Source organism: Pelobium manganitolerans (genome assembly GCF_003609575.1).
In the GTDB taxonomy this organism is placed as follows: domain Bacteria; phylum Bacteroidota; class Bacteroidia; order Sphingobacteriales; family Sphingobacteriaceae; genus Pseudopedobacter; species Pseudopedobacter manganitolerans.
Window position 1 is genome coordinate 110,299 of the sequence record NZ_MBTA01000002.1, and the last position, 18,924, is coordinate 129,222.

General features: G+C 40.6%; 15 protein-coding genes, 3 tRNA genes and 1 other RNA gene. 6 read left to right on the top strand and 13 right to left on the bottom strand.

The window, feature by feature from the left end:
- Window positions 1-43: 43 nt before the first annotated feature.
- Both BCY91_RS02690 and BCY91_RS02695 read right to left on the bottom strand, forming a co-directional pair.
- Complete coding sequence (locus tag BCY91_RS02690) at window positions 44-1,078, bottom strand: porin (RefSeq protein WP_120180495.1); 1,035 nt, start codon at window positions 1,076-1,078, stop codon at window positions 44-46.
- 53 nt (window positions 1,079-1,131) lie between these two features.
- On the bottom strand, window positions 1,132-2,439 hold the full coding sequence (locus BCY91_RS02695; protein WP_120180496.1) for an ammonium transporter: 1,308 nt from the start codon (window positions 2,437-2,439) through the stop codon (window positions 1,132-1,134).
- A gap of 493 nt (window positions 2,440-2,932) precedes the next feature.
- On the opposite strand from BCY91_RS02695, the gene BCY91_RS02700 reads away from it, so the two are divergent.
- Window positions 2,933-5,107 (top strand): glutamine synthetase III family protein, encoded by a 2,175-nt coding sequence (locus tag BCY91_RS02700; protein ID WP_120180497.1) that lies wholly within the window; start codon window positions 2,933-2,935, stop codon window positions 5,105-5,107.
- Window positions 5,108-5,268: 161 nt separating this feature from the next.
- Here the strand turns inward: BCY91_RS02700 and BCY91_RS02705 are convergent, their stop codons facing one another.
- From BCY91_RS02705 to BCY91_RS02715, 3 genes are read right to left on the bottom strand one after another with little or no spacing between them, the layout of a single operon-like run.
- The gene (locus BCY91_RS02705; protein ID WP_120180498.1) at window positions 5,269-5,700 is read right to left on the bottom strand and encodes a secondary thiamine-phosphate synthase enzyme YjbQ; all 432 of its coding nucleotides are present in this window, start codon (window positions 5,698-5,700) and stop codon (window positions 5,269-5,271) included.
- Between the two features lie 2 nt (window positions 5,701-5,702).
- On the bottom strand, window positions 5,703-6,593 hold the full coding sequence (locus tag BCY91_RS02710; RefSeq protein WP_120180499.1) for a glycoside hydrolase family 25 protein: 891 nt from the start codon (window positions 6,591-6,593) through the stop codon (window positions 5,703-5,705).
- A 15-nt stretch (window positions 6,594-6,608) separates the two neighbouring features.
- Window positions 6,609-7,715, bottom strand: a complete 1,107-nt coding sequence (locus tag BCY91_RS02715; protein ID WP_120180500.1) for a hypothetical protein — start codon at window positions 7,713-7,715, stop codon at window positions 6,609-6,611.
- Window positions 7,716-7,820: 105 nt separating this feature from the next.
- Between BCY91_RS02715 and BCY91_RS02720 the strand changes: the two genes are divergently transcribed.
- Window positions 7,821-8,393 (top strand): thymidine kinase, encoded by a 573-nt coding sequence (locus BCY91_RS02720; RefSeq protein WP_120180501.1) that lies wholly within the window; start codon window positions 7,821-7,823, stop codon window positions 8,391-8,393.
- Between the two features lies 1 nt (window position 8,394).
- Here the strand turns inward: BCY91_RS02720 and BCY91_RS02725 are convergent, their stop codons facing one another.
- The 8 genes from BCY91_RS02725 to BCY91_RS02760 all read right to left on the bottom strand — a co-directional run bounded on the left by BCY91_RS02725 (window position 8,395) and on the right by BCY91_RS02760 (window position 17,979).
- Window positions 8,395-11,238, bottom strand: coding sequence for a S8 family serine peptidase (locus BCY91_RS02725; RefSeq protein ID WP_120180502.1), 2,844 nt, complete (start codon window positions 11,236-11,238; stop codon window positions 8,395-8,397).
- Window positions 11,239-11,651: 413 nt separating this feature from the next.
- Window positions 11,652-12,311: a fructose-6-phosphate aldolase gene (fsa, locus tag BCY91_RS02730; protein ID WP_120180573.1), complete on the bottom strand. Its 660-nt coding sequence runs from the start codon at window positions 12,309-12,311 to the stop codon at window positions 11,652-11,654.
- Between the two features lie 184 nt (window positions 12,312-12,495).
- An RNA gene (ffs, locus tag BCY91_RS02735) (signal recognition particle sRNA small type) lies at window positions 12,496-12,594 on the bottom strand.
- Window positions 12,595-12,672: 78 nt separating this feature from the next.
- Window positions 12,673-13,905 carry a DEAD/DEAH box helicase gene (locus BCY91_RS02740; RefSeq protein WP_120180503.1) on the bottom strand — a complete coding sequence of 411 codons (1,233 nt, stop codon included), beginning with the start codon at window positions 13,903-13,905 and terminating at the stop codon, window positions 12,673-12,675.
- Window positions 13,906-13,944: 39 nt separating this feature from the next.
- Window positions 13,945-14,412 (bottom strand): RES family NAD+ phosphorylase, encoded by a 468-nt coding sequence (locus BCY91_RS02745; RefSeq protein WP_120180504.1) that lies wholly within the window; start codon window positions 14,410-14,412, stop codon window positions 13,945-13,947.
- A 9-nt stretch (window positions 14,413-14,421) separates the two neighbouring features.
- The gene (locus BCY91_RS02750) at window positions 14,422-14,877 is read right to left on the bottom strand and encodes an antitoxin Xre/MbcA/ParS toxin-binding domain-containing protein (RefSeq protein ID WP_120180505.1); all 456 of its coding nucleotides are present in this window, start codon (window positions 14,875-14,877) and stop codon (window positions 14,422-14,424) included.
- Window positions 14,878-14,924: 47 nt separating this feature from the next.
- Complete coding sequence (locus tag BCY91_RS02755) at window positions 14,925-15,518, bottom strand: DUF502 domain-containing protein (protein WP_182995292.1); 594 nt, start codon at window positions 15,516-15,518, stop codon at window positions 14,925-14,927.
- Window positions 15,519-15,522: 4 nt separating this feature from the next.
- The gene (locus BCY91_RS02760; protein WP_120180507.1) at window positions 15,523-17,979 is read right to left on the bottom strand and encodes a bifunctional UDP-N-acetylmuramoyl-tripeptide:D-alanyl-D-alanine ligase/alanine racemase; all 2,457 of its coding nucleotides are present in this window, start codon (window positions 17,977-17,979) and stop codon (window positions 15,523-15,525) included.
- A gap of 49 nt (window positions 17,980-18,028) precedes the next feature.
- Between BCY91_RS02760 and BCY91_RS02765 the strand changes: the two genes are divergently transcribed.
- From BCY91_RS02765 to BCY91_RS02780, 4 genes are all read left to right on the top strand, one after another.
- Window positions 18,029-18,508 carry a regulatory protein RecX gene (locus BCY91_RS02765; protein WP_120180508.1) on the top strand — a complete coding sequence of 160 codons (480 nt, stop codon included), beginning with the start codon at window positions 18,029-18,031 and terminating at the stop codon, window positions 18,506-18,508.
- Between the two features lie 86 nt (window positions 18,509-18,594).
- A tRNA-Gly gene (locus tag BCY91_RS02770) sits at window positions 18,595-18,667 on the top strand.
- Window positions 18,668-18,705: 38 nt separating this feature from the next.
- Window positions 18,706-18,791, top strand: a tRNA-Leu gene (locus BCY91_RS02775).
- Window positions 18,792-18,835: 44 nt separating this feature from the next.
- Window positions 18,836-18,908 (top strand) — tRNA-Gly (locus BCY91_RS02780).
- Window positions 18,909-18,924: the final 16 nt, after the last annotated feature.

The window sequence follows — 18,924 nt, forward strand, 5'->3', positions numbered from 1 at the left end:
ACCCGCCTGAATATTCAAGCGGGCTTTTATGCGAATTAAAAAGCTAAAATGCATAAACTAAAGCTAGTGACAGTTGCGACGCGGTTTTAGTCGCCGTGCCATCTGATTTCACAAAGCCAAAAGTATTCGTTTTTGAGTTGTCCAATCTAAGTTCTGGAATAAAGCGCAAACCACCTGCTTTTAGGTTAGCTGTGAGGGTAAATGCGGTTATGCTTTCCCCCTCCACTGCGCCAACATCTTTATATTTAAAATATTCGCCGCGCAAACCCAATGCAAAATTATCGGTAAAACTATACTGAGGATAAATTGCTAGGCCAGAATACTCGGTTCCGTCTGGCGTGCTCGTCCCCTGATCGTAATCTGCGGCGTTTAATCCTACCATAACTTTTTCCGTAATCTGGTAAGTAGTAGTTAAATCTAGCACAGTGCCAGAACCGTAAGTCCCTTTTCCGCTGGCAGAAGTTCCGGTAAGCACATTCAAATACGCCGACCAACCCTCTACCGGCGAAATAAATACCTGTGCACCAAAAGATGAAACGCCATTTAGGTCTTGGTACACATTCCAATCGTTAAACAAGCCGGCCATCACGCTAAACCTGTCCGAAAAACGGTAATTTGCTTTAATACCGGCATTTTGGAAAGGTCCGTTCGCAAATAAGTACGAGGTAGAATAATTGAAATTAGGCACCGGCGATATCACTTCATAGCCTACAAATGTGCCCATGTAACCGGCAGTCATGCTAAATTGATCCGTAAAAGCGTAAGAGGCGTATAAATTTTGGATATGGAAATTACCTACGGGAATAGAAGACTCGCTACGCGGTCCAAAAGAAAGTTCGCCCACAAAAGAAGCTTTACCGGTAGTTTTCTTTAAGGCCACATCTATCATCCCTAAGGAAATGGAATTCTGCTCGTTTACGAAACTGGTCGGGATGTTGCTTGTTTTTGCAAAATCATATTTAAAATAGGTATCTATAGAACCTGATATTTCGAGTGGTGTTGATGTAGAGTCGGTTTGTGCGTTGGCAATATAACCAGTGAACAAAATAGCGATTATGGTGTAAATTATTTTTTTCATATTTTTTGTATTAAGTATTTAAATGGATTTAAAAGAAGTTTAACTGTAATTGCTTAAAGTTCTTCGTCGTGTTGAGAAAGATCTAGACCCGCCAGCTCTTGTTCGGCATTTACTCTTAAAGGAATAATAGCATTGGTAACTTTAAGCAGAATATAAGAGCCTACAAATGCGAATACAGAAACGGCAACTAGCGCAAGCAAATGGGTGAAAAACAGGTGAGTTTCGCCGAAGAACAGGCCATTGCCAGTGGTGTTAGCTGGGTTTACATTTTGACTTGCAAATACGCCGGTTAATAGCATACCCACCATACCTCCCACTCCGTGACAAGGGAACACATCTAAAGTATCATCTATATTAGTTTTTGAACGCCAGATAACAACCAAGTTGCTAACCACCGCAGCTACAAAACCTATTAATAAAGAACTTGTGATACTTACAAAACCTGCTGCGGGAGTGATGGCCACCAAACCTACCACCGCGCCAATACAAGCGCCAACGGCCGAAGGTTTTTTGCCACGTAAAATATCAAAGAAAATCCAGGCTATGGCCGCGCCTGCCGATGCAGTGGTAGTAGTTGCTAAAGCTGTTGCCGCCAAAACATTGGCGCCGCCGGCAGAACCCGCGTTAAAACCAAACCATCCGAACCACAATAAACCTGTACCTAATATGACGTAACTGATACGCGCTGGCGTATGCTCTTGCGCACTGCGTTTCTTAAAAAATAAGGCTGCAGCCAATGCTGCCCAACCTGCCGACATGTGCACTACAGTACCGCCAGCAAAATCTAGCACGCCATAATTGAATAATAAACCATCTGGGTGCCAGGTAGCATGAGCCAATGGCGCATAAATAAATATCACAAACAGCGTGATAAAAATTAGATACGCGTTAAACCTAACACGTTCTGCAAATGCGCCCGTAATTAAAGCCGGAGTAATTACCGCAAACTTGAGCTGAAACATCGCAAAAAGAACAAGAGGTACGGTAGGCATTAAAGACCAAGAGGTAAGACCCAGCGTATCTTTCATCATAAAAAACGTACGCGGATCGCCAATTAAGCCACCGATATCTTTACCAAATGCCAAACTAAAACCAAATACCACCCAAAGAATAGTTACCAAGCCCATGCAAACGAAGCTTTGCAACATGGTAGAGATAACATTCTTTTTGCGCACCATACCACCGTAAAAGAAGGCCAGTCCCGGAGTCATTAATAAAACCAGCGCTGTAGAAACTAGCATCCAAGCGGTATCACCTGTATCCAGTTGTAAATCTTTAATATTCTGCACAGCATCGTTAGGAACCACCAAACAACAGACAGAAATTAGAATTAGGAATAAAAACGGAATAATTCTTTTCATTTTTTGTGTTTTTTAGAGTTGTTAAACAAAAATTACCTGATAAAATCAAAAATTTACAGTAAAAACTTATAAATTATAATATTTATACCGTTTTTGACACACGCAATTTCAATATTTCGCTAAAAACACAAAAATATTTTACATATTAACCATAATTTTTATAAAAAAATCAAAAATTAACAGGAATTACCAACTTAAATCATTCATATTTTTAAAAAATAAACCAATTTGCTGTTATTTTTTAAATATTTAGCGACAGGAAATGGTTTTAAAATATTGTATTTTTGAAATGAAAAGACCTAAAAAACTTATAAAAATTCTTAAAAACACAAAAAAGGTCGATGACAACACCTCTCTTTTCACGGATTTTGAACAAAAAACACCTATTTATAATATTTTTATTTAAAAAAATTTGAATTTATACCATAAAACAACATAATTTTACGGCGTTGATTTAAAAAAAACAGAAAATCACTAAAAAAATCTCATAAAAATGGCAATAATCAGATTTCAAGCACTTCAATCCGTATTGGGAAGATCAATACCAGAAGTAAAAGCTCCGTCCACCAAAATCTCAGATTACTTCGGACAAAACGTTTTCGACAAATCGAAAATGAAAGCTTACATGTCTAAAGAAGCATTTCAGGCAATTGTAAGCGCTGGCGAAAACGGCACGCCTATAGAAAGAGATATTGCGGAGCATATTGCGGCCGCTATGAAATCTTGGGCCATGAGCAAAGGTGTAACACATTACACGCACTGGTTTCAGCCTTTAACCGGCACCACCGCAGAAAAACACGATTCGTTTTTTGAACCCGCACCAGACGGTTCACCGCTCGAAAAATTCTCTGCAGATGCCTTGGTACAGCAAGAGCCCGATGCTTCTAGCTTCCCTAACGGCGGTATCAGAAGCACCTTTGAAGCGCGCGGCTATACCGCTTGGGACCCAACTTCGCCAGCTTTTATATTCAGAGGAACGCTTTGCATCCCAACTGTATTTGTTTCTTATACCGGAGAAGCACTAGATTTTAAAGCACCTTTATTAAAGGCTATCTCGATAATAGATAAAGCAGCCGTAGACGTTTGCAACTACTTTGATAAAAGCGTAACAAAAGTAAACGCGTCTTTAGGGATAGAGCAGGAGTATTTTTTAGTGGATTTAGCCTTGTTTAATGCCCGCCCAGACTTACTACTTACCGGCCGTACGCTGTTAGGACAGTCTTCGGCAAAAAACCAACAGTTGGAAGACCATTATTTCGGCTCAATTCCGGAGCGTGTGGTGGCTTACATGCAAGATTTTGAAATTGAGGCTTTGCAATTGGGCATTCCTTTAAAAACTCGCCATAACGAGGTTGCACCTTCGCAATTTGAGTGCGCGCCATTATATGAGGAAATGAATTTGGCTATCGACCACAACCAATTGCTGATGGATTTGATGGATAAAGTGGCTAAAAGACATAATTTTAAGGTTTTATTACATGAAAAACCTTACGCAGGCGTAAACGGATCGGGCAAACACAACAACTGGTCTTTAATTACAGATACCGGCAAAAACCTGTTGGCACCTGGAAAAACGCCTAAGAACAACCTGATGTTCTTGACATTTTTCATCAACACCATCAAGGCTGTTCATGAGCATTCGGACCTTTTAAGGGCATCTATCGCTTCGGCAACAAACGATCACCGCTTGGGCGCCAATGAAGCACCGCCGGCAATCATGTCTATCTTCTTAGGAAGCCAGCTTAATGATGTTTTAGATGAAGTAGAAAGTGCAAAAATTGCAAAAAAGGTAAAAGAGGAAGAGCTAATGTGGCACGGAATCCCTAAAATCCCGACCATCTTATTTGACAATACAGACAGGAACCGCACCTCGCCATTTGCCTTTACAGGCAATAAATTTGAGCTGAGAGCGGTTGGTTCTTCTGCAAACTCGGCCAACGCCATGACTATCTTGAACACCATCGTGGCAGATCAGTTGGTGAAATTTAAAACAGACGTAGATAAACTGATCAAAAAAGGCGAGAAAAAAGACCTAGCCATCGTTAACGTACTGCGCAAATACATCAAAGAATCCAAAAATATTCGTTTTGAGGGTAACGGCTACAGCGATGAGTGGGCCGCAGAAGCAGAAAAACGCGGTTTATCAAACATTAAAACCACACCAAAAGCTTTAGATGCTTTAATCAGCGAAAAATCTATCAAAGTTTTTAAAGATACCGGCGTTTTCACCGAACGCGAAGCACATGCCCGTCATGAGATTTTGTTGGAAGAATACCACAAAAAACTTCAAATTGAGGGCCGTGTAATTGGCGAGTTGGTGACCAACGTAGTTATCCCGGCTGCGGTAAATTATCAAAACAACTTAATCCAAAACGTTAAAGGTTTAAAAGATTTAGGCTTGCCTAAAGATACTTACAGCGCTCAGCTGTTAATTATCGAGGAAATATCTAAGCACGTAAACTTTATTAAAGACAACGTACACGCGATGATTGAGGAGCGCAAAATTGCCAACAAAATGGACGATACACGCGAAAAAGCAATCGCATATGACGAGAAAATCAAATCGTACTTTGCGCCAATACGTTACCATGTAGATAAATTAGAGTTGATGATTGACGACAATATTTGGCCTTTGCCAAAATTCAGAGAGTTGTTATTTATCAAATAACCGAGTTCCATCTCAATAAAAAAGTCGCTCTTATAAAAATAGGGCGACTTTTTTGTTTTGGGCGTTCGGGCGGGCTTTCCGTTGCAATCTTTTTGCTGGTAGAAGCAAAAAGGATTTACACTGCAATCCCTAACGCAACCTGTCTCTTAATTACAAATCATCTAAGCCGACGGCTCTCCCCAGGCAGTAAGCACCAATTTCCTTCGTCCGCCGGCATTTCGGTGTTCGCACAAATAAATGCCCTGCCAAGTTCCTAAGGCCAATTTTCCGTTTTTAATAGGAACACTTACCGAAGCTCCCAAAATTGAGCTTTTTAAATGCGCCGGCATATCATCAGATCCTTCGTAATCATGCAAATATTCCGGATCGTTCTCGCGCACGGTTTTATTAAAAAACATCTCAAAATCTTGCCTCACCGTTGGGTCGGCGTTCTCGTTAATGGTTAAAGATGCGGAAGTATGCTGAATAAAAACCTGCAACATCCCCACTTTAAGTTCAGAAATTTGAGGAATAGCCCTTAAAACATCATTCGTAATCAAATGAAAACCTCTCCTTCTTTCCGCTAAAACCAATGTCTCTTGATAAAATTTCATCGTTACAAATTTATATGCTGTATCAATAAAGCGCTTAAATCTTCCTCTTCGCCATTAAAAACGTTCATATCTACCTTGTGCTTTATACCTTCAACTTTTGCATTATCCGCATGTTGCCAAAAACGCCAAGCAGTTTCTTTACCAAACTTCAACTTCGGCTGGTAATAATGTGCTACCCAAAGTGGATAATCATCAAATTCGCCCTGCAAATGGTCGCGGTAAAACTGGTAGCCGGTGTAAATAATCGGCTTTGCTTTGGTTTTTCGTTCCACTTCATCCAAAAAATCCTGAATATTGGGTATCAGCTCCGCTTTTGATAAGCCCGCGCTTTCTTCTATATCTACTACCGCGGGCAAATCGCCAGCTTCCATTTTTACAGTCTGCAAAAAAAACCGTGCCTGCCAAATCCCTGATTTTTTCGGTTTAAAGTAATGGTAAGCGCCTCTAATTACGCCTTCTTTCTTGGTTTCGCGCCAATTCCGCTGAAAATAAGAATCAACCAAAGTAATGCCTTCGGTGGCTTTTATAAACGCGAACGAAATTTTGACTCCATTATAATCCACCGCAGCAACTTTATCCCAATCTATCTTACCTTGGTAGTAAGAAACATCAATGCCGTGGACGTAGTATTTCCGCGGAATGCGTATGCCAAATTCTTCGTAATGCGGGTACTCGTCAAAAACAAATAAATCGCGAAACCATCTGCCGGTAGAGACCGCTGTTTTAAGCACTTTGCCATAGTAAAATGGCGAAAAAACCAACAGCACAATTAAAACCAAAACAACTTTTGTTTTAATGCCAAACGTTGTTTTCTTCTTGGCTTTTTTTCGCGTTCCGGTATTTGCGCGTGGCTTAACACTGCGTTTAGCGGGCGCTTTTTTTTGCACAGCCATTTAAATTAATGCAGATTAGGCTACAAATTTTTTGCGCAAATATTCGTAAAAGCGCTCAACTGTTGGCTGTTTACTTTCCCAATCATTTTTTACCGCATAGTTTTTCTGTAAAAAGTTATCAGCCGCGTCAAAACTTTCAAAACGGTTAACAATTTCAATGGCTTCGCTGTAAGCCAAATTATAGCCGTTAAATAGTTCTTTAATAAAAACCATTTTATCATTAATGCTTATCGCCGATTTCAGGTCTTCTAACTTTGCACCGTGCCTACTACTTTGATGGCCCGCCGCTTGGTTAAGCTTCGCCGAAAGCATTTCATTTAGGGTTAAAGGCCGTTCTTCTTTTGTGGCATAACCCGAAACAGGTGTGTTTTGTGCCGGTACATGTTGCACTGGTACCTGTTCGGGGCCAGGGCTACGGGGCTGTATCGGCGTTTCAATTGCAGGCGGGGTTGTCGGTACACTTTTTAAAATTGGCGACGTTTGCGCTTCTGCTGCAACAGGCTGTTCTTCTGTCACGCTCACGTTTTCCACCACAGGTTTTTCTGTTGCTTCAGGCTCGCCAGATAATTCTTTCTCTTGTAACTCCGGTTCTTTATCCAATAAAATCCCTGGCCTAGCAATTTCCGCTTCTTCGTCGTTTGTTTCTGCCCTAACATCATCCAAAACAATAAACTCCTCTTTAGATGCCTCCGGTGCACTTGTTTTTTCTGCAATTAGTTTTTGCTCTTCTTCACTTAACGGACGGTCAAATACTTCGTTAACTGCAATTTTTTTCTCAAAATCAAAAACCATCTCGGTTGGTTCTTCATCAAAAGAAAAACGGAATTTACTTTTGCTTTCTTCTTCAGTTGGGATATCCTGAACCACTGCTCTTGGCTCTATTTTCGGCTCCGGTTCCAAATCTTCCGTTACCAAAGGCTGGTTCTGCGCAGCTTCATAGAAAGATTTTTCGTTCAGTTTTTTCAAAATCTCGATATGATCTATCAAAAAATCGGCATTAGCCGTAAAAAGCTCCAGCTCCAACAAATTTATTTTGCTGGTACTAGCTAAATACTGCTGTTGTTCACCTAATTCCTCAATAATATTTCCGATTTTTCTTAAAATCTGCGACTTGTTCATCATGATAATAGGAACGCGTTTTTTGGGTGTTTATGTTGTTAAAACGCTATCAAAAATAACATATAATTCTGATATTAGCCGAACGCAGGGCACAATTAAAGGCGATTTATGTTGAATGACGACAGGTTTAAGAGACGTTTTGATTTGGGCGGAAGTGTAGAGGTTATCTGTGGTTCAATGTTTTCTGGCAAAACAGAAGAGCTCATCCGCCGGCTAAAAAGGGCGCAAATCGCAAAACAGCAGATCGAGATTTTTAAACCCAAAACAGATACCCGATATGATGAAACTGCCGTAGTTTCGCACGATGCAAATTTCATCCACTCTACTCCGGTAGATCATTCTTCGGCAATATTACTTTACGGAGGAAACTCGCAAGTAGTAGGTATTGATGAAGCGCAGTTTTTTGATTTGGAGCTTCCGGAAGTTTGCATAAAGCTGGCCAACAAAGGCGTAAGGGTAATTGTTGCAGGTTTAGATATGGATTTTGAAGGAAAACCTTTTGGCCCGATGCCCGCTTTAATGGCCATTGCCGAAGATGTTACCAAGGTACACGCGGTTTGTGTAAAATGCGGAGGTCCGGCATTGTACAGCTACCGGCTTGTGCAAAACAACAAACAGTTTATGCTGGGCGAAAAAGAAAGTTACGAACCCCGTTGCCGCTTTTGTTACCATCAACAATAGCTTATTCTGCAACCAACATTTTTACTACTTGCTGTTGACCGTTAAATAAAGCGCGGCAGAAATATATCCCCGGCCTCATCCCAGTCAAATCAATATTATAAGTGTAATTACCCTTTTTTAAGCTTTGGTTTACAACTTGTTTAAGTTGCCGGCCTAAATAATCGTATATATTTATAGCTATAATGCCGTCTTCTGGCAAAGCTAAGTTTAGCGCTGTGGTTTTACTTGCCGGATTAGGGTAATTCTGCGATAGCTTAAAAACATCCGAAGGTGCTAACACTTGCATTTCTTTATATTTCTCTTCTGCCAGCTCCGCCGATTTTTGTATATCTGGCAAATCATCACCAACTATAATGGCAAATGCTATTTTCACTGATTTGCCCGCGGCAATATTAAAAGGGCCATTTCCAATTACGCCCATTACATCCACGCCATCGCCATTGCCTAAAGAAGTACCTTTAATGCCGCTAGATAAGGTCTCGTACTTTTCTTTAGTTGTAAAAATACCATCGTACAGTAAATCGGCGCCAAGCTGGTAAGATAGCGGATAAAACAAAGGTTGCGCTTTGGTGCTAAGCAGTTTCACACCTGCAAAAGGAGTTAATGGCGTACTTGCATTCACATAGGCCAATCTGTTTTGTTCATCGTAATTCAGAAAATTTTTAGAGCTTTCATCAATGTCCCAATCTGTAAATAAACCAATAAAAAGTCGGTTCAATTGGCTTGCCGTATTGTTGGTTAACTCGTATTCTACAATTACATATTTATCGTTGGGTGCTGCGCCAAAAGCCAACTGTTTTTGGCTTACAGAAATGCCAATGGGTGTTTTTGCATTGCTATCGTTAAAAAAAGAAATCCCCTCGTAACTGGCTACTTTGCTTTGGACTCTGCTAACTCCTTTTACCTTCACAAAATCATTGTCAGACTCTCCGTTGCCGGACCGGGCATTGTTAGAAACCTGTGTAGGCGATAAACCCACCATCAGCGATGCTTCGTATAAAAGAGAGAAATCTTTATATAAAACGCCCAAACCATCATGTGCGTTGGCTTTACTGTAGCCAATGCGCCCGTTACTGGTAATGGTGGTGTAAAGCTGGTTTACCGTAATATTTTGGTAATCTAAGTTTACAGTGCTACTAAAAAATTCGTGAGCGCTGTAGTTAATCAAGGGATTTTCATAAGCTAACTTGAATAATATCGGCGTGTTTTCTGGTGCTGTTCTGCTAACTAAAACTTTAATTGGACCAATTTTTTTGCTTTCCAATGCTATAAACGCGCCCGCATTTGTAGATGCATTAAGCACTTTCACGTTCGGATTGTCAGAAGAAAGCTTTACCTCCATATTTGAAGTACTAGCCAATAAATTTTTTAGCTCAAAATAATAACTCACGGTATCTCCGGCAGCTAAAGCACCATTTGAGCTATCGTTAATTTCAATTTTTTGATAACGGATAGACGGGCTATTACTCATTTTCAGCGCGTTATATACATTTAAACGCCCCGAGCCAAGTTGGTTTTGATATAGCGCGTTTAATCCGTTGCTATAAATATCATCCGCAGACAAGCGTAAGATTTCGCCTATTTGCAAGCCACTTAAACTGGGATTTTTGGCTGATAAAAGCGCGGCCGCGCTTGAAACCAACGGCGCAGCCATAGAGGTACCGCTTTTGTAACCGAAGGCGTTATTGTTGAGCGTGCTATAAATACCGGTTCCGGGCGCCGCAATAGCTACATGGTATCCGTAACTTGAGGTAGTCGATTTTTCATCGTTGCTGTTCACATTGGCAACGGCAAAAGCACCCGCGTAAGCGGCCGGAAAAATTGGTTCGTTTGTTTTGCTATTCCCGGCAGCCACAACCACCAGGCATCCCTTGCTCACGGCATAATTGATCACATCTTGCCCGTAGGCGCCACCACCGGGACCTCCCCAACTGCAATTAATAATTTTTGCGCCGTGGTCGGCTGCATATATAATTCCCTCGTAGCCTTTATAAATCGCACTCGAATTATTATCCGCACCTGCTTTAATAAGCATTAATTTTGCGTTACCCGCGATACTACAGATGCCCGTTTGATTATTGCTGACCGCCGAAGCCAAACCACTAACATGCACCCCGTGGTCCAAAGAATCTGCCGGAATATCAGGATTATTGTCTTCTACAATTTTTGAGGCCGTGGCTCCTACAAAATCCCATCCCCAATAATTGTCAACATAACCGTCTTGGTCGTCATCAATACCGTTGATAGGATCTTTAGAATTGACGTAAATATTGTCTGCCAGGTCCTGATGTTGCAAATCCGAACCCGAATCAATAATAGCTATTACTGCGCCATTGGCATTGGGCTGTAAAGTCCAAGCTTCCGGCGCTTTAACCTGCTCTAGGTACGATTGCTTGCCAGCAATAAAATCCGGGTCATTATAACTAAAGCTATGATAAACAAAACTAGGCTCGGCGTAAGCAACATCCGGCCGTTGCAGCAATTCTTCAATCACGTTTTCTATAGGCAAACTGCTTTTATATTTTACCTCATAAATCCTGTTTAAACCTACCTCATCTATTTTTCTTTGTTCGGATAGCGTTCTTTTGGCAGCGCTTGCAAATTGGTACACCGGTTTTACCGAGATAAAACTGGTTTGAGATGTATTAGCGATTTTCTGATTGTTGGAACCAAAGGTTTTTTGTTGAAAAGAAACTTGTTTGAACTTTACAATCAAGGTATTGGCCTGATAATCTTTAGCAGATAGGCCTGCTGGCAAGCGGTAAGTATATTTTGGATCCTGGCCCCGGAAGGCGCATAAAATCAGAAATATGACTCCAATTGGCAACAAAAACGTTCTACCCATTCATCCATAAAAAGAGGATCTAAAATTAATCATTTTTGCCCGCTATCAATTAAAGTTCGTTAATGACACTATCAAAAATTAAAATTCTGTATCTAAGACGGCAAAAAAGTGCCATTTTAACAAAATTTAACATCTGTTAATAAACGTTTAACATATACATGACGAGGTTATGACACTAAACCTAAAGCTTAGTGTTACCTTTACACCATGTAATTCGAGGAACACCTCATTACAGATTTAAAGTTCCTATCGTTTAATTTAGGTTTATAATTGGTTAGTTTAAGCTCCGTCCTCCCCGTTCGGAGCTTAACTGTTTTATAGGGGTTTTATCACTGTTCGTTTATTCGGAAAACTTCCAAAACAAAAAAAGCCGTCCGGAAGACAGCTTTCTTTAAAACTTAATTTTATATCAACTACTTACCAGCAGCTTTAGCATGGTCTGCTAAAAACTGCGCCAAGCCGTTATCGGTAAGCGGGTGTTTTAACAAGCCTAATATCGAGCTTAAAGGACCAGTCATCACATCGGCACCAATTTTAGCACATTCAACCACGTGGACAGAGTTACGAATAGATGCGGCCAAAATTTCTGTTTGGAAACCGTAATTATCAAAAATTAAACGGATGTCTTCAATTAAACCAAAGCTATCAGCACCGATATCGTCTAATCTGCCTAAAAATGGAGACACATAAGAAGCACCTGCTTTAGCGGCTAAAAGCGCCTGGCCAGCAGAGAAAATCAAAGTACAGTTAGTTCTAATTCCTTTATCGCTAAAGTATCTAATCGCTTTAATCCCGTCTTTAATCATCGGAATTTTAACTACAATTTTATCGTCAAGCGCTGCCAAAGCCTCGCCTTCTTTAATCATCCCTTCGTAATCTGTTGAAATCACTTCGGCACTTACATTGTCATCAACAATTGCACAAATATCTTTATAGTGCTTTTTGATGTTTTCTTCGCCGGTAATTCCTTCTTTAGCCATTAAGCTTGGGTTGGTAGTAACCCCGTCTAACACGCCTAAATCCTGAGCTTCTTTAATTTGCGCAAGGTTTGCGGTATCAATAAAAAATTTCATGTCTATTTTGTTTTTGTTTTGTACGATTTTCAATCGATAAAGCATCTGCTTTTTTTACAGGTGCGAATATATCAGATTCTTAGCAATGATTGAGCTAAAATTTTAACATTTGCGATAAATAAAAAATCGCAGCATTGAAATAACAATAAGAAGAAGTTTAGCCCGAAGTATGAAAAGAAAAAAAATGGGCTAGCACCTTCTATCGCACCGCTACAACCTCTTACCCTTGCTGTGTTCCCACCCTGGGGGAGTTCAGAGGGAGCTGGTCGTAGAAGACTAACCCGGCACAAAGGTATCATTTTATTAATGATTTGAAAAGGCGGCTACGCTTAAAAATTTAAGCCACTGATAGTCAATTGGATTATTTGCGTTTTTTTCCCTTTTTCAACTTTATAGCTTCGTTATCGGCAATTAATGCTTTCCAATCGTTGCCATGCCCTTCCGAAATTGCCAAGGTTTCTTCGTAGGCATTTTTTTCGATTGTCATTACTTTAACGGGTTGCGTAAGATAACTTTCTATCTCTTTTAACACCGGTTTTTCTTCTTCACTGCAAAAAGAAATGGCTTTGCCACGGTGGTTCCCCCTACCGGTACGCCCCACGCGGTGAACATAGTTTTCTGCAACATCAGGTAAATCGTAGTTAACCACAAACTCCACCCCTTTTACGTCCAAACCCCGCGCACTCACATCCGTGGCTATTAAAATTCTATTTTTTCCGGACCTAAAACTTTCCAAAATCGCCATCCTGTCCTTTTGGTCTTTATCACCGTGCAAAGTTGCTGTGATAATGCCCACCCGTTCCATGGCTTTCAAAACCCGCTCTGCCCGCACCTTGGTGCGTACAAAAACCAAAATCTTTTTATCGTTATTTTCTTTAATCACCCGCTCTAAAAAAAAGCGCTTATCGTCCATTGCTACGTAAGCCACCACGTGATCTACGTTTTTAGAAACAGGGTCTTTAGGAGAAATTTGGATGCGTACAGGCTTAGTTACTAGCGCGTAAGCTAAATCTTTGATGGTTTCGTCAATAGTTGCCGAGAAAAACAAAGTTTGCCTGCGCCGGGGCAAAAACTGCAATAAGTGCTTAATGTCCTCATAAAAGCCTTTGCTCAGCATATGATCGGCTTCATCCAAAACCAGAAAATCAACTTTTTTAAGGTTAAGATGACTTTTATGCACCAAATCGGCAATTCTACCGGGTGTTGCAATCAACACATCTACGCCTTTTTTAAGTCTTGCAACTTGTGGCGCTATCTCTACTCCGCCAATAATCGCCATCGTCTCCACATCAGTATATCGCCCTATTTGCTTAAAAACTTCTTCTATTTGTACCGCCAATTCGCGGGTGGGCACCATCACAACCGCTTTAACATTTTGCCCCGGCACCCAATGCCTATTTGCCTGCAACATGCTAAGCAACGGAATGGCAAAGGCGGCAGTTTTGCCCGTACCAGTTTGTGCAATCGCTAAAATATCTTGTCCAGAAAGTATTTGCGGAATAGCTTTATACTGAATGTCCGTAGGTTTTTTGTAACCTAGCTCATCTAAACTTTGCTTAACCTCCCAAGCAATCTGGTATTTATCAAACTTCATCTTTGGCAAAGATAAACATTGAGACTTTATCCTAGCAGTTTATAAATCCATCTTCAAGCGCGAATCAAAATTAAAAGGCACCACATCTAAAATTTTAATTGCCGAAAACGAAGAATGGAGCGGATTGATAAGGTAATTATATTCACGATCTACAATAGCCGAAGGAACTTTTAAAAGTAAGGTAGATACATCAGCCAGCCATTTATCACCGATTGACTGTGTGATGGGATAGTTTGCAACCTTAAACCACGCTGCGTTAATGCGATTAAGCACTGCTAACGGAATTTCTTTCACAATGGCTTCATCGGGCACCTCAATAACAGCCATTGAAAAATTCCCCGAACTTAAAGCTGCACCCGTTTTATGTGCTAAAACCTCTAAACAGGCCAAAGAAGCCGAGCCGGCGGTATAAATTATTTTTTGGTTCTCGGTGTTCCAACGCCCCGCAAAACCTGGAGCATGTAAAGTAGAGGCAAATTTGGTTTGGCTAATCCGATAAACTTGCATCAGCAATTGTTAGGCTAAAATGCCATGATCAATACGGTGAAGCTCGTTCATTACGATATTGATACCCGTGATAGAATCTAAAAGATCATTTGGTTTTGCACCGATACCGATGTTGTACTCTGGCAACCATTTTTTAAACTCTTGGATAGAACCAAAGGTATCCAAACCTTTATCGTAAAGCTCTAAGAGAAAAAGAACATGCTCACTTAAGCTGGTACTAAGCTCTTTTGGCGCACTTAAATGCTTACGTAAGGTAGGCTCTGTTAAATCTAAGTTTTTAGCTAAATCAAAACGTGTAGAACCACTAATTTCTAATAAATCTGAAAGTGATTTTGACGATAAGCCTCCTTTTATTACACTTAATTTGTTTACCGGAGATTTGAAATAGCTATGGTAAGGAGCTAGCATCTCTGCAACAATGCTTTGTTGCTGTGGCGCGGTATCTTCAGTTTCATAGTATTTCATAAACCAAATGTAACTATTTTCATTTTAAAATGAAACTTTTTTCACATTTAATTTAACGAGCTTACTCCGCCAGATACGATAAATTTCATAGCTTGCGCCGAACTCATGTTCAAAGGTTTAACCTGGTCCGCCTTCACAATCATCACTTGCCCCGCAAAAGAATAGGACCAAGGGAAATAAACCGCCACATCTCCCTCTAAACCAATGTTGCTTAAATCTTTTTGGGTTAAAAAGCCAATCCGCTTAAAACCGTGGCTATCCTCAACCAATACCGGTTCGTTTAGCTTCTTTTCGTCGCCTACAAAAGCCTCCGTCAAATCTTTTACAGATGAGTAGATGAACTTGAAAATCGGCAGTTTGTTTAGCCACTTGTTAAACCAGTTATAAATAGGCTCGGTGATTAGATAAGTGGCCATAAAACCCGCCACTAAAATCACAATAATCACAGATAACAAGCCTAAACCGGGGATGTACAACGGTTTGCCCGTTTGCGGATCCACAAAAATTTTATCGCTTAAATTCAGCGCGTCATCCACAGAAGAAAACGCCCAAAATATCAAAAAGAACGCCGCGCCCAATGGCAATACCACCAATAGCCCTTTTACAAAATATCTAAAAATCGCCCTGAAAATTCTCTTCATCATGTTATTCGTAATAATAAACCCTTTTTACCCTTTGTGATATGTTGGTAATCACCTCATATGGGATGGTATCCAACTGTTCTGCCAGATCATATACACTAAAACCCTCGCCAAACACAATTACATCATCCCCTTCAGAAGTTTCAATTCCGCTAATGTCCAACATAGTCATATCCATACAAATATTACCGATGGTAGGCGCCAAAACCCCGTTTACCAACATTTTGCCCACACCATTACCTAGCGCCCGCGGATAGCCATCGGCGTAACCTATTTTTACCGTTGCCGTTTTACCCTTATGCTGCATTACACCTTTACGGCTGTATCCAACAGTTTCGCCTTTCTCCAGTTCTTTAATTTGTGATATAGTGGTTTTTAGACTTACAACCGGTTCTAACAAAGCTTTCTCGGTGTCAATACTTTCAATACCGTATAAACCGATACCCAAACGCACCATTTCAAACTGTGCCTGCGGCCATCTGCTAATGCCAGAAGTATTTAAAATGTGGCGCAAAAAAGTATAATCCAAATTTGATTGTAGCCGATTTACAAATAGCTCAAAGTCCGAAATTTGTTTCAAAGTAAAACTGTTATGCGCATCATTATCACTAGCTACCAAATGCGAAAAAACAGATTTTACTAGAACACTTGTATTTGTCTTCAGTTTAACAATTAGGGCATCAATATCTTTAAAATCGAAGCCTAAACGGTGCATCCCGGTATCTACCTTTATATGGATGGGGTAAAATTGGGCGTTTTTAGAATTTAAAAAATCAACAAATGCGTCTAATATGCGTGGCGAGTAAAGTTCGGGCTCTAAATTATGCTCAACAATCGATTCAAAAGAAGACACCTCGGGGCTTAAAACCATAATAGGAACTTTAATGCCGGCCTGCCGTAGCGCCACACCTTCATCGGCGTAAGCCACGGCCAAATAATCAACACGATGATGTTGCAACAAATTCGCAATCTCATCACTGCCACTGCCATAGGCGAAAGCTTTAACCATTGCCATTAATTTAACGCCCGGACGCAGTTTGGCCTTATAATGTTTAAGGTTAGCCAAAATGGCATTTAAGTTAATTTCCATAACGGTTTCGTGCACTTTTTGGGTCAGCATTTTGCTGATACGTTCAAAACCAAAATCGCGCGAACCTTTTAAAAGTATCGTTTCGTTTTTAAAATCGGAGGAGCGGAAATTCTCGATAAATTCATCTGTACTGTTATAAAAAACGCTATGAACCGGAAAAACCGAAGAAAAACGCTTTAAATCTGCACCTATGCCAATAAACCTGTCAACACCTTTATTTGTTAAAAGCATGGCCACATCGCGGTAAAGCTCATCGTTTGCTTTGCCAGACTGATGTATATCTGATAAAATAAGGGTTTTTGTGGGATATTGGTTTTGCTGATTTAAAAAATCAAGTGCGATATCTAAAGAGGAAAAATCAGAATTATAAGAATCATCGATGATGGCAGATTGATTGATTCCCGTTTTAAGCTCCAAACGCATTTTTACCTGCAATAGCTTTTGCATACGCTTCTCAATCTGGACCTGCGCTATGTTTTGGCTCAACAAAACCGCCCAACATATCACCGCATTTTCAATAGATGCCAAACTGCTGAAAGGAATATTTACGCTGATTTCCTCATTTTTATATTTGGCATGGATGGATGTAAAACTTATTTTGTGCGTTATTTTTACCACGTACAAATCTGCAGTTTCATCGTTCAAACTCCACGTAAACGTATTTTTTGACGGCTCTAAAGCATCCTTAAATTGTTGATTGATGACAACCAAACGTGCATTTTTAAACAGCTTCAATTTTTCGTGCAATTTCTCGTCCCGGCTGGCGAAACCTTCATCATGCGCGGCGCCAATGTTGGTTAAAACACCAATATCCGGTTTAATAATCGCTGCCAAATGTTCCATCTCATTGCCTGATGAAATTCCGGCCTCAAAAATTGCAAGGTTATAATCATCGCTCATTTGCCATACAGAAAGCGGCACTCCAATTTGCGAATTATAGCTTTTCGGGCTCCTAACAATATCATAATCTGGAGCCAAGAGTTGGTACAGCCATTCCTTTACAATGGTTTTTCCGTTACTGCCCGTTACCGCAATTACCGGATAAGCAAATTTACACCGGTGGGCTTTCGCAATTTCTTGCATGGCCAAAGTGGTATCGGCAACCCAAATAAAATTGCCCTCAGAAAAATCTGTTACATTAAAAGATAAATCAGAGATTATAAAAGTACGTACCCCTGCCCGGTATAAAGCGGGGATATATTGATGAGCATCTCGCGACCCTTTTAAAGCAAAAAACACCGAGCTTTTTGCATCGGTAATTTTTCTGCTATCGGTAAGCAGATGCTGTATTTCTTGATTTGGAGCGTTCAGTTGCGATTTGCGCGCTACTAAAGCGGAGAGTTCTTCTGCGGTGAAAGAAAATTGCGACATACCACGCAAATTTGAAGATTATTAGCGAATATCACTAATTTTAACCGCCATGCAGCAAAAAAACCAAAGTCCTTTAACCTATGCCCAGGCTTTGCAAAAAGCCGAAGCTTATTGCGCCTATCAAGAGCGCAGCCAGTACGAAGTTAGAGGCAAATTACTGGATTTGGGTTTGCGTGGCGATGATTTAGAGCGCATCATCAGCGAGCTCATCAGCACCAACTTTTTAAACGAAGAAAGGTTTGCTTTAGCCTACGCCCAAGGGAAAATGCGGATGAAAAGCTGGGGGCGCCGCAAAATAGCCGACGGCCTTAGATTTAAACAAGTTTCTGCACCGCTCATAAAAAAAGCATTAAACAGCTTAAACGGCGATGAATACGAAGAAAAACTACGCCAACTGATAGAAAAAAAGGGGCGTAGCATGAACGAAAAAAACACAAAACTGCTTAACTACAAACTAGGGAACTACGCTATAAGCAAAGGCTACGAACCCGATTTGGTTTTTTACATCTTGAAAACTAAAGAATTATAAAAAAAAGCCGTTTTTTTAAACAGCTGTTATTGCAAACTTTATTTTTCTGTCTATATTTGCAACCCGCAAGGGAAATAACAATATATGCGAAAGTAGCTCAGTTGGTAGAGCACAACCTTGCCAAGGTTGGGGTCGCGAGTTCGAATCTCGTCTTTCGCTCTTAGAATGTAGGTTCTATAAATTGTGTGCAAACACAGGCTGAAGTGGTGGAACTGGTAGACACGCAGGACTTAAAATCCTGTTCGCCCTAAAGCGAGTGCGGGTTCGATTCCCGCCTTCAGTACAAAAAGAGCCCGCAGGTCCGCGGGCCGTTCTTTAACCAGATTAGCGAAAGTAGCTCAGTTGGTAGAGCACAACCTTGCCAAGGTTGGGGTCGCGAGTTCGAATCTCGTCTTTCGCTCAACTACCTCTCAAAA